14 protein-coding genes are annotated in these 20,619 nt (G+C 72.4%); 8 read left to right on the top strand and 6 right to left on the bottom strand.

Going from position 1 to position 20,619, the window contains the following annotated elements:
• Window positions 1-28: 28 nt before the first annotated feature.
• Window positions 29-808 (bottom strand): pyridoxamine 5'-phosphate oxidase, encoded by a 780-nt coding sequence (gene pdxH, locus QOZ89_RS36150; RefSeq protein WP_083418163.1) that lies wholly within the window; start codon window positions 806-808, stop codon window positions 29-31.
• A 314-nt stretch (window positions 809-1,122) separates the two neighbouring features.
• Here pdxH and QOZ89_RS36145 point away from each other — a divergent pair, with 314 nt between their 5' ends.
• The 4 genes from QOZ89_RS36145 (at window position 1,123) to QOZ89_RS36130 (ending at window position 5,323) form a co-directional block, all read left to right on the top strand.
• A complete protein-coding gene (locus tag QOZ89_RS36145; RefSeq protein ID WP_071046933.1) occupies window positions 1,123-2,220 on the top strand; it encodes a citrate synthase 2 in 1,098 nt (365 codons plus the stop codon).
• Window positions 2,204-3,328 (top strand): phosphoserine transaminase, encoded by a 1,125-nt coding sequence (gene serC / locus QOZ89_RS36140; RefSeq protein ID WP_312628373.1) that lies wholly within the window; start codon window positions 2,204-2,206, stop codon window positions 3,326-3,328. The genes QOZ89_RS36145 and serC overlap by 17 nt, the downstream gene beginning before the upstream one ends.
• 460 nt (window positions 3,329-3,788) lie before the next feature.
• A complete protein-coding gene (locus tag QOZ89_RS36135; RefSeq protein WP_312628371.1) occupies window positions 3,789-4,553 on the top strand; it encodes a hypothetical protein in 765 nt (254 codons plus the stop codon).
• Between the two features lie 2 nt (window positions 4,554-4,555).
• Window positions 4,556-5,323, top strand: coding sequence for a L,D-transpeptidase (locus QOZ89_RS36130; RefSeq protein ID WP_071046930.1), 768 nt, complete (start codon window positions 4,556-4,558; stop codon window positions 5,321-5,323).
• A 1,379-nt stretch (window positions 5,324-6,702) separates the two neighbouring features.
• Here the strand turns inward: QOZ89_RS36130 and QOZ89_RS36125 are convergent.
• The gene (locus tag QOZ89_RS36125) at window positions 6,703-6,975 is read right to left on the bottom strand and encodes a hypothetical protein (RefSeq protein WP_071046929.1); all 273 of its coding nucleotides are present in this window, start codon (window positions 6,973-6,975) and stop codon (window positions 6,703-6,705) included.
• An 876-nt stretch (window positions 6,976-7,851) separates the two neighbouring features.
• Here QOZ89_RS36125 and QOZ89_RS36120 point away from each other — a divergent pair.
• A complete protein-coding gene (locus QOZ89_RS36120; protein ID WP_071046928.1) occupies window positions 7,852-9,069 on the top strand; it encodes a CE1 family esterase in 1,218 nt (405 codons plus the stop codon).
• A gap of 38 nt (window positions 9,070-9,107) precedes the next feature.
• Here the strand turns inward: QOZ89_RS36120 and QOZ89_RS36115 are convergent, their stop codons facing one another.
• On the bottom strand, window positions 9,108-10,631 hold the full coding sequence (locus QOZ89_RS36115; protein ID WP_312628366.1) for a hypothetical protein: 1,524 nt from the start codon (window positions 10,629-10,631) through the stop codon (window positions 9,108-9,110).
• A 455-nt stretch (window positions 10,632-11,086) separates the two neighbouring features.
• Between QOZ89_RS36115 and mscL the strand changes: the two genes are divergently transcribed.
• The 3 genes from mscL (at window position 11,087) to QOZ89_RS36100 (ending at window position 16,248) form a co-directional block, all read left to right on the top strand.
• Complete coding sequence (gene mscL, locus QOZ89_RS36110) at window positions 11,087-11,542, top strand: large conductance mechanosensitive channel protein MscL (protein ID WP_241841504.1); 456 nt, start codon at window positions 11,087-11,089, stop codon at window positions 11,540-11,542.
• A 460-nt stretch (window positions 11,543-12,002) separates the two neighbouring features.
• Entirely contained in the window at window positions 12,003-13,640 is a 1,638-nt protein-coding gene (locus QOZ89_RS36105; RefSeq protein ID WP_071046926.1) for a S1C family serine protease, read from the top strand.
• A gap of 691 nt (window positions 13,641-14,331) precedes the next feature.
• Complete coding sequence (locus tag QOZ89_RS36100; protein ID WP_312628362.1) at window positions 14,332-16,248, top strand: RNA polymerase subunit sigma; 1,917 nt, start codon at window positions 14,332-14,334, stop codon at window positions 16,246-16,248.
• Between the two features lie 156 nt (window positions 16,249-16,404).
• Here QOZ89_RS36100 and QOZ89_RS36095 read toward each other — a convergent pair whose 3' ends face one another.
• From QOZ89_RS36095 to QOZ89_RS36085, 3 genes are all read right to left on the bottom strand, one after another.
• Window positions 16,405-17,052 carry a response regulator transcription factor gene (locus QOZ89_RS36095; protein WP_071046924.1) on the bottom strand — a complete coding sequence of 216 codons (648 nt, stop codon included), beginning with the start codon at window positions 17,050-17,052 and terminating at the stop codon, window positions 16,405-16,407.
• Between the two features lie 133 nt (window positions 17,053-17,185).
• A complete protein-coding gene (locus tag QOZ89_RS36090) occupies window positions 17,186-18,052 on the bottom strand; it encodes an MOSC domain-containing protein (RefSeq protein WP_312628360.1) in 867 nt (288 codons plus the stop codon).
• A gap of 294 nt (window positions 18,053-18,346) precedes the next feature.
• Window positions 18,347-20,497 (bottom strand): copper resistance protein CopC, encoded by a 2,151-nt coding sequence (locus QOZ89_RS36085; protein WP_312628358.1) that lies wholly within the window; start codon window positions 20,495-20,497, stop codon window positions 18,347-18,349.
• Window positions 20,498-20,619 lie beyond the last annotated feature (122 nt).

Below are 20,619 nucleotides of genomic sequence, written 5' to 3'. Positions count from 1 at the left end.
CGCCGTGCCCGCACGGAGCGAACCAATGTCAAGGCGCGAGGCGTTCGACCAGCCAGGTGTCGTCGGCGCGGCGGTAGCGGAGGCGGTCGTGTAGGCGGTCGGGGCGGCCCTGCCAGAACTCGACCGTCTCCGGGACCACGAGCAGCCCGCCCCAGAACGGCGGGACCGGGATCGGCGTCCCCGGCGGCCAGCGCTCGACGAGCTCCGCGTCCCGGCGTTCCAGCTCGGCTCGCGACGAGAGCACCGCCGACTGGTGGCTGGCCCAGGCGCCCAGCTGGCTGCCCCGCGGGCGGGAGTGGAAGTACTCGGCGGAACGTTGCGCGGACACTCGTTCCACGGTGCCAACCACGATCACCTGGCGTTCCAGCGCGTACCAGGGAAAGACCAGGCTCCCGTGCGGGTTGGCGGCGCTTTCCGTGCCCTTGCGGGAGGTGTAGTTGGTGAACAGCAAGAAGCCCTCGGCGCCGAAGCCCTTCAGCAGCACCGTGCGGGCGCTCGGGCGCCCGGCGGCGTCGGCGGTACCGAACACCATCGCGTTCGGTTCGACGATTCCGGAGCCCGCCGCGGCCGCGTCAGCGAACCATCGCGCGAACTGCTCCATCCAGGTCGGTGCCAGATCGCCCTCCTCGAGCCGTCCACCGCCGTAGCCGCGGCGCACCGCGGCGAGGTCGGCGCCGAGCTGGGTATCGGTCTCCGCCGGGACGCGAGCCGGGTGCGGATGGCCGGGCGGTGCCTGGCCGGGGCGCGGCTGATGCGTTGTTGGCTGGATGGGCCGCGGCCGGGTGGACGCGGGCTCGGGGGCGGCCATGGGCCGATCCTGGCATCGGGCGGCGGGGGGCGGGCACCGGAACCCCGCGCGGAGGGCGGCGCCGCGGCGTCGAGACGGCGTTCTCTCCGTAACACGGAGGTTTCACCTACCCAACAGCTTCGCCGGGTGTGAAGTACGACACCTCCCCGTCACTGGGGGTTTCCCTGTGGCCCTGGACAGGGCGATCGTCCCGTCCCAGGAGTTGGATGGTCGGTGGGGCCTGTTCGTGGCGTCGCCGGGCCCCGGGCGGCAGGATGCTCGCCGCGGGGGGACGCCGCAATCACTGCGATACATAGAGCGGAGATCCGGACTCGATGGCCGAGAAGACAAGCGATTTCAAGCCCGGTCTGGAAGGCGTGATCGCCTTTGAGACCGAGATCGCCGAGCCGGACAAGGAAGGTAGCGCGCTGCGCTATCGCGGCGTCGACATCGAGGATCTCGTCGGCAAGGTCGACTACGGCCACGTATGGGGGCTGCTGGTCGATGGCTCCTTCGAGCCGGGCCTGCCGCCGGCGGAGCCGTTCCCCGTGCCGGTGCACTCCGGCGATATAAGAGTCGACGTGCAGAGCGCGCTGGCCATGCTCGCCCCGTACTGGGGCTTCGGCCAGCTGATCGACATTCCGGATGAGCAGGCCCGCCAGGACCTCGCCCGGTCCTCCGTGATGGCGCTGTCGTTCGTCGCGCAGTCCGCCCGTGGCCTCGGTCAGCCGGCGGTGCCGCAGACCGAGGTCGACAAGGCGCGCACGATCACCGAGCGGTTCATGATTCGCTGGCGCGGCGAGCCGGACCCCAAGCACGTCCAGGCCGTCGACGCGTACTGGGTATCGGCCGCCGAGCACGGCATGAACGCGTCGACGTTCACCGCGCGCGTGGTCGCCTCCACCGGCGCGGACTGCGCGGCGGCCCTGTCCGCCGCGGTTGGCGCCCTGTCCGGGCCGCTGCACGGCGGCGCGCCGTCCCGGGTGCTCGCCATGCTCGACGAGGTGGAGCGCACCGGCGACCCGGTCGGCTATGTGAAGCGCGCGCTGGACAACCACGAGCGGCTGATGGGCTTCGGCCACCGGGTGTACCGGGCCGAGGACCCACGCGCCCGGGTGCTGCGGCGCACTGCCCGCGACCTCGGCTCGCCCCGCTACGAGGTGGCCGAGGCGCTGGAGGCGGCGGCGATCGAGGAGCTCACCAACCGCTACCCGGACCGGCCGCTGCGCACGAACGTCGAGTTCTGGTCGGCCGTGGTACTCGACTTCGCCGAGGTGCCGGCGCATATGTTCACGTCCATGTTCACCTGTGCCCGGACCGCGGGCTGGAGCGCGCACGTCATGGAGCAGAAGCGCACCGGCCGGCTTATTCGGCCGTCCGCGCGCTACGTCGGTCCGGCGCCGCGGCCCCTGGGGGATGTCACCAGTGCCTGAAATCGTCCTGCCCGACGAGCTTCGGCCGGCCGATGGCCGGTTCGGCTGCGGCCCGTCGAAGATCCGGCCGGAGGCGGTGGCGGCCCTGGCCGCCAGCGGCGCCGAGCTGCTCGGGACCTCTCACCGGCAGAAGCCGGTGAAGAGCCTGGTCGGCCGCGTCCGCTCCGGAATCACCCAGCTGTTCTCGCCGCCTGACGGCTACGAGGTCGTGCTCGGCGTGGGCGGGTCCACCGCGTTCTGGGACGCGGCGGCGTTCAACCTCGTCCGCGAGCGGTCGCAGCACCTCGTCTTCGGCGAGTTCGGTGGAAAGTTCGCGGACACCACCAAGGGCGCGCCGTTCCTGGCCGAGCCGTCGGTGGTGAAGTCCGTGCCGGGCACGTACCCGGACTGGTCGCCGCTGGCCGGTGTCGACGTCTACGCGACGCCGCACAACGAGACGTCCACGGGCGTGGCCAAGCCGGTGCGCCGGCCGGTCGGCGCCGACGAGGGCGCGCTCCACCTGGTCGACGCCACCTCCGGCGCTGGCGGCCTGCCGGTCGACGTGTCCGAGGCGGACGTCTACTACTTCGCGCCGCAGAAGTGCTTCGGCTCGGACGGCGGGCTGTGGGTGGCGCTGATGTCGCCCGCGGCCGTCGGCCGGCTCGCCAAGATCAAGGCGACGGACCGGTGGATCCCGCCGTTCCTGGACCTGACCACGGCGCTGGACAACTCCACCAAGGACCAGACGTACAACACCCCGGCGGTGGCGACGCTGTTCCTGTTCGCCGAGCAGCTCGACTGGATGCTCGGGCAGGGTGGTCTGGACTGGTGTGTGTCGCGGACCGCCGAGTCGAGTTCGATCCTCTACACCTGGGCCGAGAAGACCTCGTACACGGTGCCGTTCGTGACCGACCCGGCGCACCGCTCGCAGGTGGTCGTCACGATCGACTTCGACGGAGTGGACGCGGCGGCGGTCGCGAAGGCGCTGCGCGCGAACGGCGTCGTCGACGTCGAGCCGTACCGCAAGCTCGGCCGCAACCAGCTGCGGATCGCCTGCTTCCCGGCGGTCGACCCGGCCGACGTGGAGGCGCTCACCGGCGCGATCGAGTTCGTGGTCGAACACCTGTAGTTGCCACGGACCGTCACGGCGCGGTGTGCGATGAGCGCGGGTATCCGCGCGTGAGTCCGGCGATCGACAGAACGGCCGGTCCGGTTCTCCTCCGGGAGCGGGACCGGCCGTTTCGCGTGGGGGCGGTTGCCTTCCGGCTCCTGGGCCGCATCGGCTCTTCCTCCTGATGACCGGACTGGCTGCCATCTGCTTGGCGTGCTCCAGCGTGGGTTTGGCGAGGCCACCATGGGTTTGTCACTGGATGGCAAATTTCACCCTTCGTAGTAGGACAAGCTTCCTATACAGAAACCGACACCCAACGGCAGCTCTAGACCGCAACCCGCCTGTGTATCCGCTATGCGTCGTTGGTACCGTTCCTCACCGGCATCGGTGCGCGCAGGGGAAGTGCCCCCGTCGGCTCCGGCCAACTAGCCCCGCGGGTGGCAACCGTGCGGGCCGGTCCTGTGAGGGAGACGGATTCATGCGTAAATCCAGAATGCGGGCCGTCATGGCCGGCGCTGTCGGCGCGGCGGTGATCGCCGTGGGTGGTCCGGCGTGGGCGGCCTCCCCCTCACCGAGCACGAGCCCCGAAGCGACCACCAGCCCGTCAGCGAGCCCCACGGCCACGGCGACTCCTCTGACGAACGGCCTCGCCGTGACCGTCAGCCCGCCAGCGATCACCCTGCCCACCGCCACGGCTACCTCGACTGGGACGCCAACGCCCGAGGCCAGCCTCACCAGTACCGCGGTGACGTCCGCGAGCCCGACGGCCACCGGCACGCCCGGCGTGATCGTCGTCCCGGGCTTCGGTGAGATCGACTTCAAGAAGGGCTGCGACACCTTCAACTCCTTCTCGCCGATCAAGGTCCCCTGTGACAAGGAGATCAACGGCATCGAGGACTTCGAGGTCAACCCGCTGCTCATCACCGCCACCTGCGGCCCGAACGGCCCGGACTGGACGATCAAGAACACCGGCGCCAAGGCGCTCGGCTTCGGCTGGTTCGACATCAACCTCGGCGGCGGCATCTCGACGATCGCGCCGGGCGAGACCCAGAAGCTCAACAGCCACTCGAAGGCCGTGATCGCCTCGCCATGGGACGCCGCGACCAACGTCCTGCTGGTCGCGATCCCCGCCGTCGGTTTCTCGACCTGCCCCGGCGCTCCGGCCGTCCCGGCCATCCCGGCCAACCTGCCGGTCGCCCCGCCCGCCGCGGCCGTCCCCGGCACCCCGCACTTCACCGGCTGATCATGAGGTTCTCCGGCAAGATCGCTCGCGCCACGGTGGTGGCGGCTCTCGCCGCCGTCACCGCGGCCGGCTGTGGGGGCGGCGGGGCCCCGGAGGCCACCCCCACCCAGATGCCGGACCCGGTGAAGACCCAGCTGGCCGCCGTGGCCGGGGTTGGCGTGGACAGCACGATCCTGGCCGCGACCGGTAACTCGGTCGCGGTCTACCCCGCGCCCGGGGCGCCCGCCGCCGCCGCGACCCCGAAGCTACGGCTGGCAAACCCAAACCAGGACGGCGCGAAGCTCGTCCTCCTCGTCACGGCCAAGATGCCGGGCTGGTGGCAGGTCCTGCTGCCAGTCCAGCCAAACGGCTCGACTGGCTGGGTCAAAGCCGAGCAGGTGACCGCAAGCAGCACTCCGTACCGGATCGTGGTGTCCCGCGGCCAGCACACCCTCACGCTCTACAAGTCGGACGCTTCGATCGCCGTGGAGAAGGTCGCGATCGGAACCTCGGACACTCCGACGCCGGGCGGCCGGTTCTACCTCGCGGAGCTACTGAAGCCACCGAACCCGAACGGACCGTATGGTCCGTACGCATTCGGTCTCAACGGCTTCTCCACGACCCTCGACTCCTTCGAAGGCCAGGATCCGGTGATCGGCCTCCACGGCACCAACCAGCCGCAGCTGCTCGGCCAGGACGTCTCCCACGGGTGCATCCGGCTCAGCAACGACGCCATCACTCGTCTCGCGGGAACCGTGCCGACCGGCACCCCGGTCGACATCATCGCCTAAGGCGTGCGGGCGCTGGACGCGCCGCCCTGCCTGTCGGACGCTGAGCGTCCTCCCCGCGTGGCTCCGGGTCCTGGCATTTGGCGGTGGTGGGGCTGGGACCGGGTTGACGAGGTGGTCGGGTTGGCGCTGCGCCGATGCGCTGTCACCAGGTGTGGGTGAGGCGGTCCCGCGGCCGGACGGTCCGCGCCCGCCGCCGGGCGCCGCCTGTCGGACGCTGAGCGTCCTCCCCGCGTGGCTCCGGGTCCTGGCATTTGGCGGTGGTGGGGCTGGGACCAGACTGACGACGTGGTCGGGTTGGCACTGCGCCGATGCGCTGTCACCAGTTGTGGGTGAGGCGGTCCCGCGGCCGGACGGTCCGCGCCCGCCGCCGGGCGCCGCCTGTCGGACGCTGAGCGTCCTCCCCGCGTGGCTCCGGGTCCTGGCATTTGGCGGTGGTGGGGCTGGGACCAGACTGACGACGTGGTCGGGTTGGCACTGCGCCGATGCGCTGTCACCAGTTGTGGGTGAGGCGGTCCCGCGGCCGGACGGTCCGCGCCCGCCGCCGGGCGCCGCCTGTCGGACGCTGAGCGTCCTCCCCGCGTGGCTCCGGGTCCTGGCATTTGGCGGTGGTGGGGCTGGGACCAGACTGACGACGTGGTCGGGTTGGCACTGCGCCGATGCGCTGTCACCAGTTGTGGTTGAGGTGCGCTTGCTGGTCGCTGGAACGGCGCCACTCCGCCGGGGGGCCGGTGGCGCCCGAGGGGGGCGACTTGTGCGGTTCGTCGGGTGCCGGGTCGGGGCTAGCGCAAGACACGCGGGCTGTCGGTCATCCGACAGCCCCGGAAGTCGGGATGCGGTGGTCAGTCGCCCGTTGGATGCCCGAACCTTGGCTGGACGCTCCCAGCTTCAGCCGACTCATATTGGGTGCGTAAGCCCGGCTCAGCTGGGTAGGTGGCCATAACGTCGCTGGTCAGGCCCGAAGTCGCGGCTTGGGTCGGCGGCAGGTGGGTACGGAATGTCCAGGCTAGGCGGAGGCGATGGGGATCCCTCCGCCGCTGGGACCACGGACGTGTGGACTAGGAGGGTTCCACTCGTCTAGGACGGTCCCGCCCGGCCGCGGTCGCGCCGACCCTACGCTCGGAGGGGGGCGTACGGAGGCGCGACCGCGATCGGGGTACTCGCGGATCGGGACGCCGGGTGGCTTGTCCCCGTTCGCTGAGTGTTGGCAGTTTCGGCAGAGCCCGTCATGTCGCTCCGAGGCCGCGTCCCGGACCGACGAAACACAGGCCCGGCCCGGCCCGGTCTGTTCGCGAATCGGTCGGAAAGTGGCGCCCGAGCGCGCATCCGGCTTGCTGCCTGAGGACCTCACTCACATGTACGGGGTCAGGATCCCAAAGGCTCTAGGCTCGGTCACCGCGGACGATGTTGAGATGTGGACGGTGGGAGTCCTGCATGGGGGTGGGGCCGGTCTTCACGGCGGCCGAACGGTAGCGGTCGAAGGCGGCCTGAGCCCGGCTTTCCAGGTCGTCGACGAGCGCGAGCTGAGCGCGGACCCGCCGCTCACCCGCCGGTCCGGCGGCCAGCAGGTCCGAGAGGCAGTGGTCCACCGCCCGCCGTGCCGCCAGCCACCCAAGGAGCAGGCGGGAACGGTCCATGTCCGATACCTCGTCCACCGAGAGTTATCCCTCCGGATTGCTGATTGCTCGCTCCGGTCGCGTCTCCTGCCTCGCCTGGCGGTGCGACGTGTGTCGGCGCCGTCCTCAGCGCCCGCGCTGGTGCCCACTCCCAGAGTGCCGCAGTTAGGCCGGCGACGCCCAATGGTTCGCCGAAACCGCCCGCCCCGTCGATCTGCCAACCCGGCCTTGCCGCTGGTCAGCGCACCGGCGCCATCCGGGCAGGCCGGAGGATCGACGAAGAGCCGGGCACACTGATCCGTCAGCCGAACCCCGCCGTTCGTCAGCCTGAACCCGCCGTTGGTCAGCATGCCCAGCACCACGCGGGTGGACCGCCGGATCGACGAGGCTCGGCGCCGACCGACCACCAACCGCCCCGCGCCAGTAAGCGGTACGCACCCGTCGGCACAGCGCGGTACGCACCCATCGACACAGCGGGTGCCACGGCCGGCGGGGCTCCCGAGCACGGCGATCGGGAGGATTCTCGTCGGTCAGCGGGCGGACTGGTGGGACGCCGCCAGAGCGCGGCGACGGCCCGGCGAGGCCGGCTCACCGCCTTCGCGGGTTTCCGCCGCGGCAGCGAGCGCTGGCAGGTCCGCTCCCGCGGAAATTCACGACACGAGGCCGCCACGGACCACCCTGAGGTGACACTCCGCGAGCGAATTGTGGCGCGCCGTCGACCTGCCGGCTCACTGACGCACATGTCTCGGCATCCTCTCGTGCAGGCTCGGCCGCACGAGACCCGGCCAGGCCACCGGCGCCGCCAGCGGCCGGTGGCGGGTGGAACTTCGCGAGTCTCGGCAAGATGTGGCAAAGCGAGTACCGACGGCCATGACGGGCAACCAGAGGTCGAGTGCCTGGGCGTTACCGGACAGAATGGGCATTGTGTCGGCCGTCCGTTGCCGCCGGGCCGCCACGGTCTGGCTTCTCAGCCTCACGCTCGCGGTGCCCGCCACTGCCGGATGCGGAATCCTCGCCGACGACCGACCCGCCACCCAGGCCGGAGCCGGTCCCACGCCAGCCGCGGCCGCCGTCGTGACGCACACGGCCGGCCCGGACGCATACGAACGCTCCGGCCGGCCCGGCAACCTACGGCTGGTGCTGCCGGGCGCCGACACCGCGGGGCCGTACCCGCTGGTCATCGCGCTGCACAGCCTCTTCCACGACGGCAGCGAGGCGGCCGGGTGGGGCCTGGACAAGCTGGCCAAGACGGCTGGCTTCGCGCTGGTCAGTCCGGACGGCATCGACGGGTCCTGGAACGCGGGCACCTGCTGCGACGAGGCGGCCAACGCCTCCGTCGATGACGTCGGCTGGCTGCACGCGCTGATCCAGCACCTGGAGAGCAACTACCCGATCGATCCGGCGCGGGTGGTCATCATCGGCCTCTCCAACGGCGGAATGATGGCCTACCGGTACGCCTGCGATCATCCCGAGGACGTCGCGGGGATCGCGGTTGTCGCCGGCAGCCTGCAGCAGCTGGGTTGCCGCCCGAATGCGCCGGTCACGGTCGTCTCGGTACACGGTGGCAAGGACGGGCACGTGCCCGGCGCCGGGACGCCCTGGCAGCCCGCGCTCGGCACACCGATCACCTCGACCGAGCAGAGCCTTGCCCCGTTCCGAGCGGCCGACCGCTGCGAGGCGCCGACCCGCCCGGGCGACGTCACGGCCACCGGCCAGGACGGCGCGCCCCGGCTGTCGCCGGCCCTCAGCACGAGCAGCGCGGCGGTGACCCCCGCCCAGATCCGAGCCGTGCTCGCGGCGGTCGCGCCTCAGGCCCAACCGACAGCCGCTTCCGGGGGCCCAGCATCCGGACCCGCGGCGGGCGGCACCGCCGCGCCGACGCCTTCCTCGACCACCGCGGCGCCCACGACGCCCTCGTTCACGCTGGTGACGGTCGACCCGGTGGCGAGCCCGGCACCCGTGGTACGCACCGAGTCGACGTGCGCCACCGGAGCCCGGGTGGTCGACTACTACCTGCCGGACGTCGACCATGGCTGGCCGCCCGCCACCGGCCCCAGTGCCTTCGACACCGCGTCAGTGCTCTGGCAGCTGTTGAGCACGGCGCGCGCCCACGCGGCCTCCGTCGCCCGCTGACGCGACGCCCGAGGCGCCAGCCTCAGGCACGGCCAGCCTCAGGCAGCGGGTTGGAAGGACGCACGCAGCGAGGTCATCAGGGTGTCGAGTTCGGCGTCGGAGTCGGCGGGCACCCGGACGATCAGGATGTAGACGGCGCCGGGCGCGTCGACCGAGCGCATCAGATACGAGACCTTCTGCCCCTGCCTGGTGTAGGTACCGGTCAGCTCACGCACCTTGGCGCCGGACACCGGGTCGGTGACGTCGCCGGAGCCGGTGACGGCGAGACCCGGCTGCCCGCCGAACTCGAGTGCCTGCACCTTGGACAGCGCGCCGGCCCCGTCGACCCCGGTCCGCCGAGCGACGCCGATCATCCTCGGCCCGGACGGCTCTCCGAAGAACACCCCGGTGGAGTCCTCTCGCACCGCCCAGCTGCTGGGATGAGAGAAGGTGGACTTCGCCTTGCTGGCCGTCGTGGTGTACGAAACCCAGTCCGATGGCACGGCCGGGGTCGCCGACGCGCCTGGCGAGGGTGCCGGCGTCCCTCCGGTCGGGGCGGACGTGACAGCCGTCGGGGTGGCGCTTGACGTCGCCGCCACGGCGCTCTCTCCGCTGGGGCGGATCTTCTCCCAGACGACACCCGCGCCAACACCGAGGCCGAGCGCGAACCCAAGCCAGACCAGCGCGATCACCAGCCGGCGCAGGAACAGGCTCATGCTTGGATCGGGCGCCGCTTTGGCGGAGGAACTGGGGCCGCTCTCGGGGCCGTCGCCGGGATCGTCGGAATCGTTGATCTTGGCGAAGCGGCCGGAGCCCTCGGGCGACGCGGCGAACCTGGAGGACGTCGCTCCGGCGGCTGTCCGGCGCGGGCCGGTCCCGCGGCCAGGCTGGAAACCATCCTCATCGGCGTCGTCATCCCTGGGCGCGCCGCCCCGCCCTCCGGTACGCCAGGGGCGCTCGCCGGCACGGTCGGGGCCGTCGGCCCTGGCCCGCTCCCCGGCGGCCGGGCTGGGCGCTGACGCGAACCGGCCGGTTCCGCCGCCGGCCCTGGCCGACGGATCCATGCCAACCGGCAGCCCGTCGGTAGCTGGATCCTGGTCGTCGTCGGGGCTCGTCCGCCCGGCCGGTCTCCGGTCGCCCCAGCCGTCCTGACGGCCCGGGCTGACGGCCGGGCGGGCGCCCGTGCCCTGGTAGCCGCCCCGGCGTGGTGAGCCGTCGCCATCGCTCCGGTAGTCACGGGCTGGCCCGGTGCCTCGCCCAGCGGGCTCATCGCGGTGCCAAGACCCGGATCCGTCGCGGTCGCCGCCGCGCCCGACGTTCCCTCGTTCACCGCCGGCGCGAGTCCGGCCGCCCTCATAACTTGGCCTGGTGCCCCCCGGCCGGTCTGCGATGTCCTCGCGCCCGGTGCCGCGCCCGCCAGCGGGACGCCGGCCTTCCGGCTCCTCGCGGTAGTAGTCGTCGCGCGGGTACGGCGCACGCCCGTCGCTGTCCTGCCGGTACCCGTCGGACTCGTCGGCGCGACGTCCGGTCACCGCGGACCGACGCGGGTCGACCGGGCCGGGCCGGCGAGCACCGTCCGTCACCAGGCAGCCTCCATCCGGAACTCATGCCAGATTTGCCCAACACCGGTGTACCACCGCTGTTGGTTCCCTATTGCGGCAGGTCCTGATCAACCGGACCTTCGTCGCCCACAGGGCATTGAGCATGCCACCGAGCATTTCGATCGCATAGCCGTCGACCGAGCACTAACGCGGATGAGATGGCGGAATCATGACAGAATGCCGCCCGCTGGGCACGCTGCGGAGACAGGGCAGTCACGCAACGCTGTCAGACCGATCCGGCGCCACCCTGGCGCCCCTCCGGATTCGTTCGATTCAGGACCGTCCAATCGGGCGTTCGGGACATTCGTCTACGGTGACCAGTCGGACGACGCCCCACCCCGGCACCCGCGAGGAGCAGGGCGGGCGCCCGCGCAGGCGTCCCGCGCCCGCGCGCGGTACGCGGACCGGCGCCCGAAAGAACAGACCGAGGGGGAGCGATGCAGAACACGCTCAAAGCGATGCAGGACCTGCTCAAGGGGTTCAAGCAGTTCATTCTGCGCGGCAACATCATCGACCTGGCCGTGGCGGTCGTGGTCGGCCTCGCGTTCACCGCGCTGGTCACGTCGCTGGTGGAGAACATCTTCACGCCGCTCATCGCGGCGATCGGCGGCAAGCAGGACTTCTCCGCCCTGCACTTCAAGATCCACAACAGCGTGTTCCTGTACGGGAGGTTCATCAACAGTGCGATCACCTTCCTGACCGTCGCCGCGGTGATCTACTTCCTGGTCGTGTTGCCGCTGGCCAAGCTCAACGAGCGGCGCGCGCATGATCAGGTGCCCGTCGAAGAGGAGCCCGTGCTGTCCGACGAGGCCCGGCTGCTGATCGAGATCCGCGACCTGCTCGCCACCCGCGAGCCCGGCTCCGGCACGAACAGGACGAAGTCGAGCCTCTGACGGCCTGGCCGCACCGGTCTGGCTTGCTCTGGCCTGGCCGGCTGGCGGAACCATGCGCCGTGTGCCCTTGTACCGGTCGTCGTCTGTACCGGTCGTCGTCGACGGCGCCCAGGACCCGACGTCCCGACATCCGCGACACCGCGCGCGGAGGTCGGCCGGCGAACGCCGCCCGCCGCCCCGGCGGCGACGTGATCTCCTGCCCCGGCGGAGGGCATGCCGGTCGGCCCGCGTGCCCGGCCCGCAGCGACCGACGCGGCCAACGCGGCCGCCGTCACAGCCACCGGCACGGCCCGCGGACGACGGACGACGGACGACACGCGAGGACGGCGGAGGGGTGTGTCGGCCGACCGACCCGCGCCGGACCCGTCAGTCCGATAACCGATAGCCTGTGCAGACCGCTTAGCGGAAACGTTGGATGGATTTCAGGAATCACTCAGGGTCCGCCGGGAAAGTGCATCTCATGACAACGCGTCCCACCTTCAACACCACCGCGTTCGGCAACAGCGACGCGGCCGGCCGGCCAATCGATGCCCGGGAGGTGCCTGACGCCGCGTCCGAGTACCGCTCGCCCTGGGCTCCGCCCGTAACGGGCTCGGCCGAGAACACCGGACCCGGCGCGGCCCCACAGGGGCCGCCCGGCGAGTTCGGGCATACGCCATATGCCGGCGGCATGAACCCGGCCACGGGCCCCGTCCTCGTCGGTCCGGCGACCGGTGGGGTCCCGACGAACACGGTGTTCAACACCGAGGGCACGCCGGGCCCCAACCCGCCGACTGGTCCCGGCCAGGGCTCCCCTTGGGGCCCACCGCCGTCCCCACCGTCCCCACCCTGGTCCGCGGGCCCGCCTTCCGGCCAGCCATGGGCGGCCCCGCAGTATCCGCCACCCACCGGCGGGTATGGCTCACCCGCCGGTGGTATCCCCGGCGGTCCTGTCGGGCCGGGCGGGCCGGGCCCGGGCCCCGCGCGCTCGGGCCCGCTGGGCGGCCGGCGCCGGCTGGTCGCCGCGGCGGTCGCGCTGGTGCTCGTCAGTGGGGGCATCGGCGGCGGCGTCGGAGCCCTGGTGGCCGACAACAGCGGCTCCTCCCAGGTCGTCACCGGCTCGGGGCTGACCCGTGACACCGACAACTCCCCCGTGGCGCCGGCCGCCGACGGCACCGTCAGCAAGGCCGCGCAGGTCATCCTGCCGAGCGTGGTCACGATCTCCGAGGTGTCGAGCAGCGAGGCCGGCACCGGGTCCGGCGTGATCATCCGCGCGGACGGATACATCCTGACCAACAACCACGTCGTGTCGGGCGCCTCGTCCGGCGGATCGCTTACCGTGACGCTGCAAACCGGCGAGCAGCTCGACGCCACCGTCGTGGGTACCGACCCCAGCTCGGACCTCGCCGTCGTCAAGATCAATAAGACCGGCCTCACGGCGGCGACGTTCGGCGACTCCGACGCGCTGCAGATCGGGGAGCTGGTGGTCGCGGTCGGCAGCCCGCTCGGCCTGTCCGGGACGGTCACCTCCGGCATCGTCAGCGCCGTGCACCGGCCGGTGCGCACCGGCGACAGCCAGGTGCAGGACCAGAACGCGGTGCTCGACGCGATCCAGACCGACACCGCGATCAACCCGGGCAACTCGGGCGGGCCGCTGGTCAACAGCAAGGGCCAGATCGTTGGCATCAACAGCGCGATCGCGACTGTCGACAGCGGCAGTGGGCTCGGGCAACAGCAGCAGTCCGGCAACATCGGCGTCGGCTTCGCGATCGGCAGCAACTACGCGCAGAAGATCGCCGAGCAACTGATCGCGACTGGCCACGCCACCCACCCGTATCTCGGCGTCAGCGCGTCGGACGTGGGCAACGGCAACAACAACCAGCCCAGCACCAGCAGCGAGGGCGCCCAGATCCGGTCCCTCGTCGGCGGTGGCCCGGCTGAGCAGGCCGGTCTGCAGGTCGGCGACATCATCACCAAGCTCGACGACCGGACGGTGACTGACACCGACTCGCTGATCGCGGCGGTACGGGCACACGAGGTCAATAACAACGTCACGGTCACCTACAGCCGTGACGGCCAGACCCGGACCGTCCAGGTCAAGCTGGCCCAGCAGCCGTAGTAAACCAGGCTGCGCAGTACCCCAGCGCCCGTGCGTGGCCCGACAGCCGCCCACGGCCGCGGACGGGCACCCGAGCCCGGCCGGTGGCAGCCACCGGCCGGGCTCGTCACTGTTCGGGGCCAGCACCCGGAGAGCTGTCGAACGCCTCCCGCCGTACGGGGCAGCGCCTCGTCATGGACGGCCCCCTCCGACGATGGACTGACGCTGAGGCCGGGCCAATGCTCGGCGCGGATGTTCCGCGGGTGGGCGGCCATCAATGGTGGCCGCGCCGCGAATACCTGACGGAATCGCGGGTGTTCATTCGGATTTTCCCATCAGATACACCACGGACGCCCAGAAAACGATTCCAGGTCCGGCGCAACCATGCGGCGCAGATTGTGCGGGGCAACGCCCGGCGGCGGCCTGGCGCGGTCCGACGGACCGTCCGCGGCGGCGCCGCGCGGAGGCAAGTTGTCCCATAACGGACGTGATCCGCCCTAGAACCTGCTGTACGTCCGGTCCCCCCAGATGAGAACATGTTCGCGGAGAAGGTGTCACGGATCGGCACCCCGTGGGCCGAGTACGGCCATCGCCGTCAAGTCCGATGGGCTGTCGAACGCGCGACACGGCGATCTTTGCAAGCTTCACGCCCAACGAAGGCCTGGCTCCTAGTATTGGTGCGTCCGACAGAGCGACAGGAGCGGCGGGCGATATGGACGGCGACGCGGACCTGGTGGCACGAGTACGCCGCGGTGACCGTCAGGCATTTGACGATCTCTACGATCGGTACGCGGACGACGTCTTCTCGATGTGCGTTGTCGTTCTGGGGGACCCGACGGTCGCCCGCGCCGCCGCCGGCACGGCGTTCGCCCTCGTGGCCCGCACCCGGATGAACCCGCTGAGCGAGCCGGCCCGGCTGCGGTCGTGGCTGCTCGAGCTTGCCCGCGGCAGCGCCCTCGCCTGGTCCGGGTCGCCGCAGGCGCGTAGCGCGCCCGTGCCGCATGGCATCAGCGCCGAGGACATGATCGACGGAGCCGTGGTGCCCGCGCCGGCCAGCCTGCGCGCGGGCCTCGCGCGCACCTTCGACCGGGCCGCCAGCGCCGCCGCGCACGAGCGAGCCGCCCAGGAGCGCCTCGCCGCCCGGACGGACTACGGCATGGAGTCGTCCGGGCTGCCGGTCCGCACCACCGGCGCCGCCATCGCGATGGCCGGCGCCGCCGCGTTCGCCGACTCGGACCCCGACACCGACACCGAGGTCGACGCCACCCGGCGCGACGTCGCGGGCGCGATCGGCCTTGGGGCCGTGGCCGTGGCCGTGGCCGGCCTCGCCGACGCCCCGACCATCGTCTCCGGCGCGACCGGAGGCACGGGCGCAGCCGCGGCCGGAGGCGCGGGATCGGCCGGGTCGAACCTCGCCGCGGCCGCGGCCGACAAGGGGACCGCCGCGGCGCAAGCCGACGGCGGAAACCTCGCCCAGGCAGCCGCCGACCATCTGACCAAGGCCGCCCAAGGGACGACAAAGAGTGCCGGCGCGGCGCACGCCGACGGCGGAAACGCCGCCCAGGCAGCCGCCGACCACCTGACCAAGGCCGCCGGGCACGACCCGGCTGGCGCCGCCGGGCTGCACGGCCACGCCGCCGAGGCGCACGGCCACGCCGTCGGCGTCGCGAAGGCCTCCGGCGGCGACTCCGCGGCAACCAGCCACGCCGCGGTCGGCCACGGCAATGCGGCGAACGCCGCCCAGCAGGCGCAGTCGGCCCAGTGGCAGGGCGCAGCCGACGCGGCCACCAGCCCAGGGCACCTCCCCGCCGTCGACGTCGACCCCCCGACCGTCGACGTCGACCTGAGCGAGCTCGCCGAGCCGAACGTGGTGCCGTTCCCGGCCCACCGGTACGACGCCGACGGCCACTACTACGCCGACGGCCAGGGCGCGCCGCTGGTGCCGATCGACGGCGTCGAGGGGCGCCGCCGCCACGGGCCGGACTGGCGCACCCGTCCTGCGATCGCGGTGGCGGCGTCGCTGGTCGTCGCTGTCGCGGGCATCACCGCCGCGCTCAACTGGCCGGCGCCGACCGCCCAGCTGTCCGCTCAGGACTTTCCCGACGTCGCGATCGTGGCTCCCTCGCTGGAGGTGGGCAAGACGGCCGGCACGGGGGCGACCGGCCGGCCGACCCCGCCCGGGCCGACGGCCGCCCCGACCGTCGGCGTCTCCAGCCTCCCGGGCCCGGGAGGCCAGCCGCGGCTCGTCAGCGACGACCGCCCGATCGCCACGACGACACCAGCGCCGCCGACGCGGGCGGGCGCCTCGTCGGCGCCCGTGACCCCACCGCCGCCGGAGACCACCACCAAGGGCACCAGCTCCGGCCCGTCACCGACGCGCACCACGAGCTCGCCCACGCCGTCACCGACGCGCACGACGACCTCGCCCACGCCGTCACCGACCCGTACGACGACCTCGCCCACGCCAGGCGACGGCGGCGCTCCCACCACCCCCGCGCAGCCGACGTCGTCCACACCGAGCACGCCGCCCGCGGCGCCCAAGACGACGAACCCTCCGACCATCGAGTCGAACAGCGGCACGTCGTCGCTTCCCGGCACCGTCGGCTCCGGAAACACGGCCAACATCTAGTCCTCGCTCGAACGACGGCCCCGGTCTGAACGCGGCCGCGCCGCCTCGGGGCTATGCCGTGTCTGTCGGCCTCCCGGACGCGAGGCTTCGCCATCATCGCCGCAGGGGTCCCCGGAAGATCGGCGCTAGCCGATCCTCCGGGGGCGCGACTTCGGCCTAGGACTCGCGGAGGTAGGTGAGGACGGCGAGCACGCGGCGGTGGTCGCTGCCGGATGCCTCCAGGCCCAGCTTGGAGAAGACGTTGGAGATGTGTTTCTCGACGGCGCCGGCGCTCACCACCAGCTCGCCGGCGATCGCCGCGTTCGAGCGGCCCTCGGCCATCAGCCGCAGCACTTCGCGCTCACGCGGGGTCAGAGAGGCCATCGGGTCGTCGCGCCGTGTGCGGACGAGGAGCTGCGCGACCACCTCGGGATCCATCACGGTGCCGCCCGAGGCCACCCGCCGGACGGCCTCGACGAACTCCCGGACATCGGCGACACGGTCCTTGAGCAGGTAGCCGATGCTGCCGGCGCCGTCGGCGAGCAGCTCGGCCGCGTACTGTTTCTCGACGTACTGGCTGAGCACCAGCACCGGCGAGCCCGGCACGGTGGAGCGGGCCGTGATCGCGGCCCGCAGCCCCTCGTCGCGATGCGACGGCGGCATTCGCACGTCGACAACCGAGACGTCCGGTCGGTGGGCGGCGATCGCCTCAACCAGGGCAGGACCGTCACCGACCGCTGCCACAATCTCACAGCCCGCGTCGGTCAGCAGGCGGGACAGCCCTTCCCTCAGCAGCACCGAGTCCTCGGCGATCACGACCCGCACGAGTCCTCCCGGTCCTGGTCCATCGTCGGCAACCTTCACGGCGCGGTACCGGCGCACCTCCGGCCGCGCAAGACTCGGCCATTGTCGCGCGGCCTTTCAGCGGGTCGTTCTCGGTGGTCCGGCGTGAGCGGCGTTACGCGGGCGCGGGCGGCGTCACCGCATCGCCCGGGCGCACCGTGCCCGCGCCGCGCACCTGGACGTAGATGCCGCATTCGGTATGACCGTAGTGGGCGGAAAGCTCCTTGACGACCTTGAGGTCACGCTCGGCGGTATCCGGATTGACGGTGGTCGCGGCGCAGCGCCGGGTGACGGAGAGCACCTGGGCCCGCACCGGGCCCAGGGTGATCTCCTTACCGATCCAGTCACGCTCGGCCCAGGCCGGGATGCCGTCGACGTAGACGTTCGCCCGGAACCGCAGCGGGTGGACCGGTTGGCCGACCCGCGCGGCGAGGTCGCGCACGGATGCCAGGTTGACGACGGAGACCGCGCGCATCAGGTCCGGCCCGGCCGGCCCCGCGTCGGTGAACCGGTGGCCGCCACGGGCCTCGACCAGTCGGGGCAGCCCGTGGACCGTGTCCGTCACGTCCGTCATGCCCGTGCCGTCCGTGCCGTGGCCCGGGGCGGCGCCGGATGTGCCGGCGGTCGGGGTGGCGAGCGCGCCGAAGTACTCCTCGACGGCGCGCCGTCCGGCCGCGGTGCCGAGGTCGGCCGACCAGCGGCGCATGCCGTCGTCGACGCGGAGCTGGCCGGTGACCGGGTCGTAGCCGGTGCGGACCCTGGCGAGCGCCTCGTCGCGCTGCAGCATCAGGAACCGCGTCTTGTGCAGCGCCGCCGGATGGTCCTCGTCGAACTCGGTGTCGGGCAGCGCGAGTGCGAACATCCGATCACCGGGGACGCCCTCGTCGGCGCTCAGCGCGACCTCGCCGATCGGCTCGGCGGACAGCCCCTTCACCGGGTACCGGTAGAGCTCGGCTACCAGCGGACCAGCCGAAACACCCATCTATCCGCTCCCTCGTCTGTCCACCGCCGTCTCCGTCCTCCGGCCACCCGCCGCGGCGACGGCCGGCCTCACACGACGAGAAGCGGCCAGCCGGCACGAGCCCCATGCCTCGTGACGACGGCGCGGCCCCACACAGCGGGAGGCGACTCGGCCGGCGGCGCGCATGCCGACGCTACCGGGCACTCGGCGGCTTCTTCACCGTGGCTCTCGGTCGGTCTCCAGCATTCGGCCCTCTTCGCCGTCTCGCCCCCCGGACAGCCCGTCGGCCGACGGGCCGAAGGCCGCGCTCACGGGTCAGCGGACGCGGTAGGTGACGGTGGTCGAGTACTGGTCGAAGTCATTGATCCGCAGGGTGATCGTCATGCGCCAGTCCCCGGGGAGCGGGACCTGAGCGTCCTGGGTGACCAGGGCCCCGGTGCCGGCCGCGACCACCGGTACCTCGAGCGGGCCGACCTGGGCCGCCGGTAGCGACAGCGTCACCGACGCCTCGACCAGCCGTTGCGGCTGTCCCTGCGGGTCGCGCACCGTGACCTCGATGCCCTCCAGGCCGATCCGGGTGGGCGACACCCGCACGTCGACGGTGAGCGGTCCGGCGACGGTTGTCGTGTGGAACGGCGGAGCGTACGAGGACCGGCCGGGGACACGGTTGATCAGTACGGCGGTCACGGCCAGCACCGCGATCGCGATCACCGCCTCGGCGATCACCCCACGCCGCAGCGCGGCGAGCGCTCCGACGGTGACCTCCCGCCCGGAGCCGTCCGCGTCGGGTGTGGCGGGTGCGACGGGTGCGGCGGCCGCCTTGGCGCCGTCCAGGCCGCCACCCGCGGCGCGCCGGTGGGCCACGCCGCGGCCCACCGGATCCGTCTCGGCTGTCATGGCCAGCGCGACCGGCCGATAGTGGTGCCTGACCCAACGCTGGGAGATGTAGCCGATCCCGAGCATCGCCAGCACGAACCAGAGCTTGTAGAGCAGCAACCGCCCGTAGTCGGTGTCGAACAGGGCTGGCAGCGTGCCGACCTCGCGCCAGGTCTGGTAGGTGCCGCTGACCACGATCGCGGCGACCGCGGCCATCGCCGTGCGTGACCAGCGCGGGAGCACCGAGGCAAGCTCCGCGGCCCGGGCCGCCGGCACCGGTACGGCCTCGGCGCCCTGCTCGTCCAGGTAGGCACGAGCGGCGGCGAGGTCGGCCTCCTCGTCCGTCTCACCGGCGTTCCCCCGCTCGACAGCGGAGGCCCAGCCGGCCGATACGCCCTGGCCGCCCGTCGTCACGGCCGCCGAGGCACGCCGGTCGAGGAGCCCGGCGGCGAGCACGGCCAGGCCTCCCAGCCAGATCGACATGGCGAGCAGGTGCACCGTCAGGCTGCTGGCGGCGAGCCAGGACCACGAGCCCGCGCCCGCGTGCCCGACGAGCGCCGTCGTCGCGGCGACCGCGACGGCGAGGCCGCCGAGCTCGGCCATCACCCAGCGCGAGGGCCGCACCGCGCCGGCGGGCGGCGGGCTGTCGGCGGCTCCCTCGGCGAGGGTCCAGACCAGTCCTCGGAGCAGCGGAAGAGCGAGCAGCAGGGCCAGCAGGCGAATCAGGGTGAGCCGGCCGTACCGGTCCCCGAGCGTGGCCCCGAGCGGATCCCAGCGTGCCAGCGCCGAAAGCCCCAGTCCCGAGGCGTAGACGCCCTGCAGGAGCAGACAGGCGACGGACCCGACGAACACCGCCACCCAGCCGCCGACGATCAGCAGCCGCGGCGCGCGGCGGCGTAGCCCGCCCGGCCAGAGCGCCACCAGGAGAAACACGGCGCCGAGCAGCAGCGCCATTCCGGCGAACGCGACCAGCCGCGCGAGGCCGAAGGTGAACCCGGTGAGGGCCGACCCCTTCGGGGTGGCGCTCGCCGCCGCCGCGGCGCCGGCAGCCGGCGCCTCGCCGATCCCGAAGGCGTAGCCACCCGCGATCGGATGGCTGTCGGCGGAGATGACGCGCCAGCTGACGAGGTACGTCCCCTTCGGCAGCCCCGGCTTGAGGGCCACGGTCACGTCGGAGGCGTGTGCGCCGCTGTGCGCGCCGCCGGTGTCCACCCGGGTGCCATGGGTGTCGATCACACGGATCGCGTTCGCGTCGGTGCGGACGGCCTCACTGAAGCCCAGTGTGATGTTCGTCGGTGCGGTGGCGACGGCGGTGCCGCCGGCCGGGGTGGCCCGTTCCAGGATGGCGTGCGCCCACGCTGGCGAGGCCGCGCCACCGACGACGGCCAGTGCGGTGGCCAGCGTCAGCACCAGCAACGTCCCGGCCCGACGCCGACGGTGCCCCGCCGCCGCGATCCGGCGCCGAGGCCGGCGGACCGCCGCGGCACCGGAGCTCCCCGAGGGCGTCGTGGGCTCATCGGCCGCCGCGCCCGCCGCCGGCCCCCGGGAGAGGCCCGGCGAGTCCGCCTTGATGCCGGTCTTACCGCTCATAACGTTCAGTCTCTTCCTGTCACCGCGCCCAGCGGTGTTCTCGCCAAAGCAAGGGTTGGTCCCGATCTCGTCGGCGGTGCGGCGCATAGCGCCGATGAGCCATCCCCGAGCAACCCGAGGTG

Source organism: Pseudofrankia coriaricola (assembly GCF_032027725.1).
Lineage (GTDB): Bacteria > Actinomycetota > Actinomycetes > Frankiales > Frankiaceae > Pseudofrankia.
Note: the sequence above shows the minus strand (reverse complement) of the source record. Positions and strands in the feature narration are given on the sequence as shown.

Coding starts and splice junctions, on each gene's coding strand:
- QOZ89_RS36135 (WP_312628371.1), top strand. CDS start 3,789: ATGCGTAAATCCAGAATGCGGGCCGTCATGGCCGGCGCTGTCGGCGCG.
- pdxH (WP_083418163.1), bottom strand. CDS start 808: ATGGCCGCCCCCGAGCCCGCGTCCACCCGGCCGCGGCCCATCCAGCCA.
- QOZ89_RS36130 (WP_071046930.1), top strand. CDS start 4,556: ATGAGGTTCTCCGGCAAGATCGCTCGCGCCACGGTGGTGGCGGCTCTC.
- QOZ89_RS36085 (WP_312628358.1), bottom strand. CDS start 20,497: ATGAGCGGTAAGACCGGCATCAAGGCGGACTCGCCGGGCCTCTCCCGG.
- serC (WP_312628373.1), top strand. CDS start 2,204: ATGTCACCAGTGCCTGAAATCGTCCTGCCCGACGAGCTTCGGCCGGCC.
- QOZ89_RS36120 (WP_071046928.1), top strand. CDS start 7,852: ATGGGCATTGTGTCGGCCGTCCGTTGCCGCCGGGCCGCCACGGTCTGG.
- QOZ89_RS36105 (WP_071046926.1), top strand. CDS start 12,003: ATGACAACGCGTCCCACCTTCAACACCACCGCGTTCGGCAACAGCGAC.
- mscL (WP_241841504.1), top strand. CDS start 11,087: ATGCAGAACACGCTCAAAGCGATGCAGGACCTGCTCAAGGGGTTCAAG.
- QOZ89_RS36090 (WP_312628360.1), bottom strand. CDS start 18,052: ATGGGTGTTTCGGCTGGTCCGCTGGTAGCCGAGCTCTACCGGTACCCG.
- QOZ89_RS36145 (WP_071046933.1), top strand. CDS start 1,123: ATGGCCGAGAAGACAAGCGATTTCAAGCCCGGTCTGGAAGGCGTGATC.
- QOZ89_RS36100 (WP_312628362.1), top strand. CDS start 14,332: ATGGACGGCGACGCGGACCTGGTGGCACGAGTACGCCGCGGTGACCGT.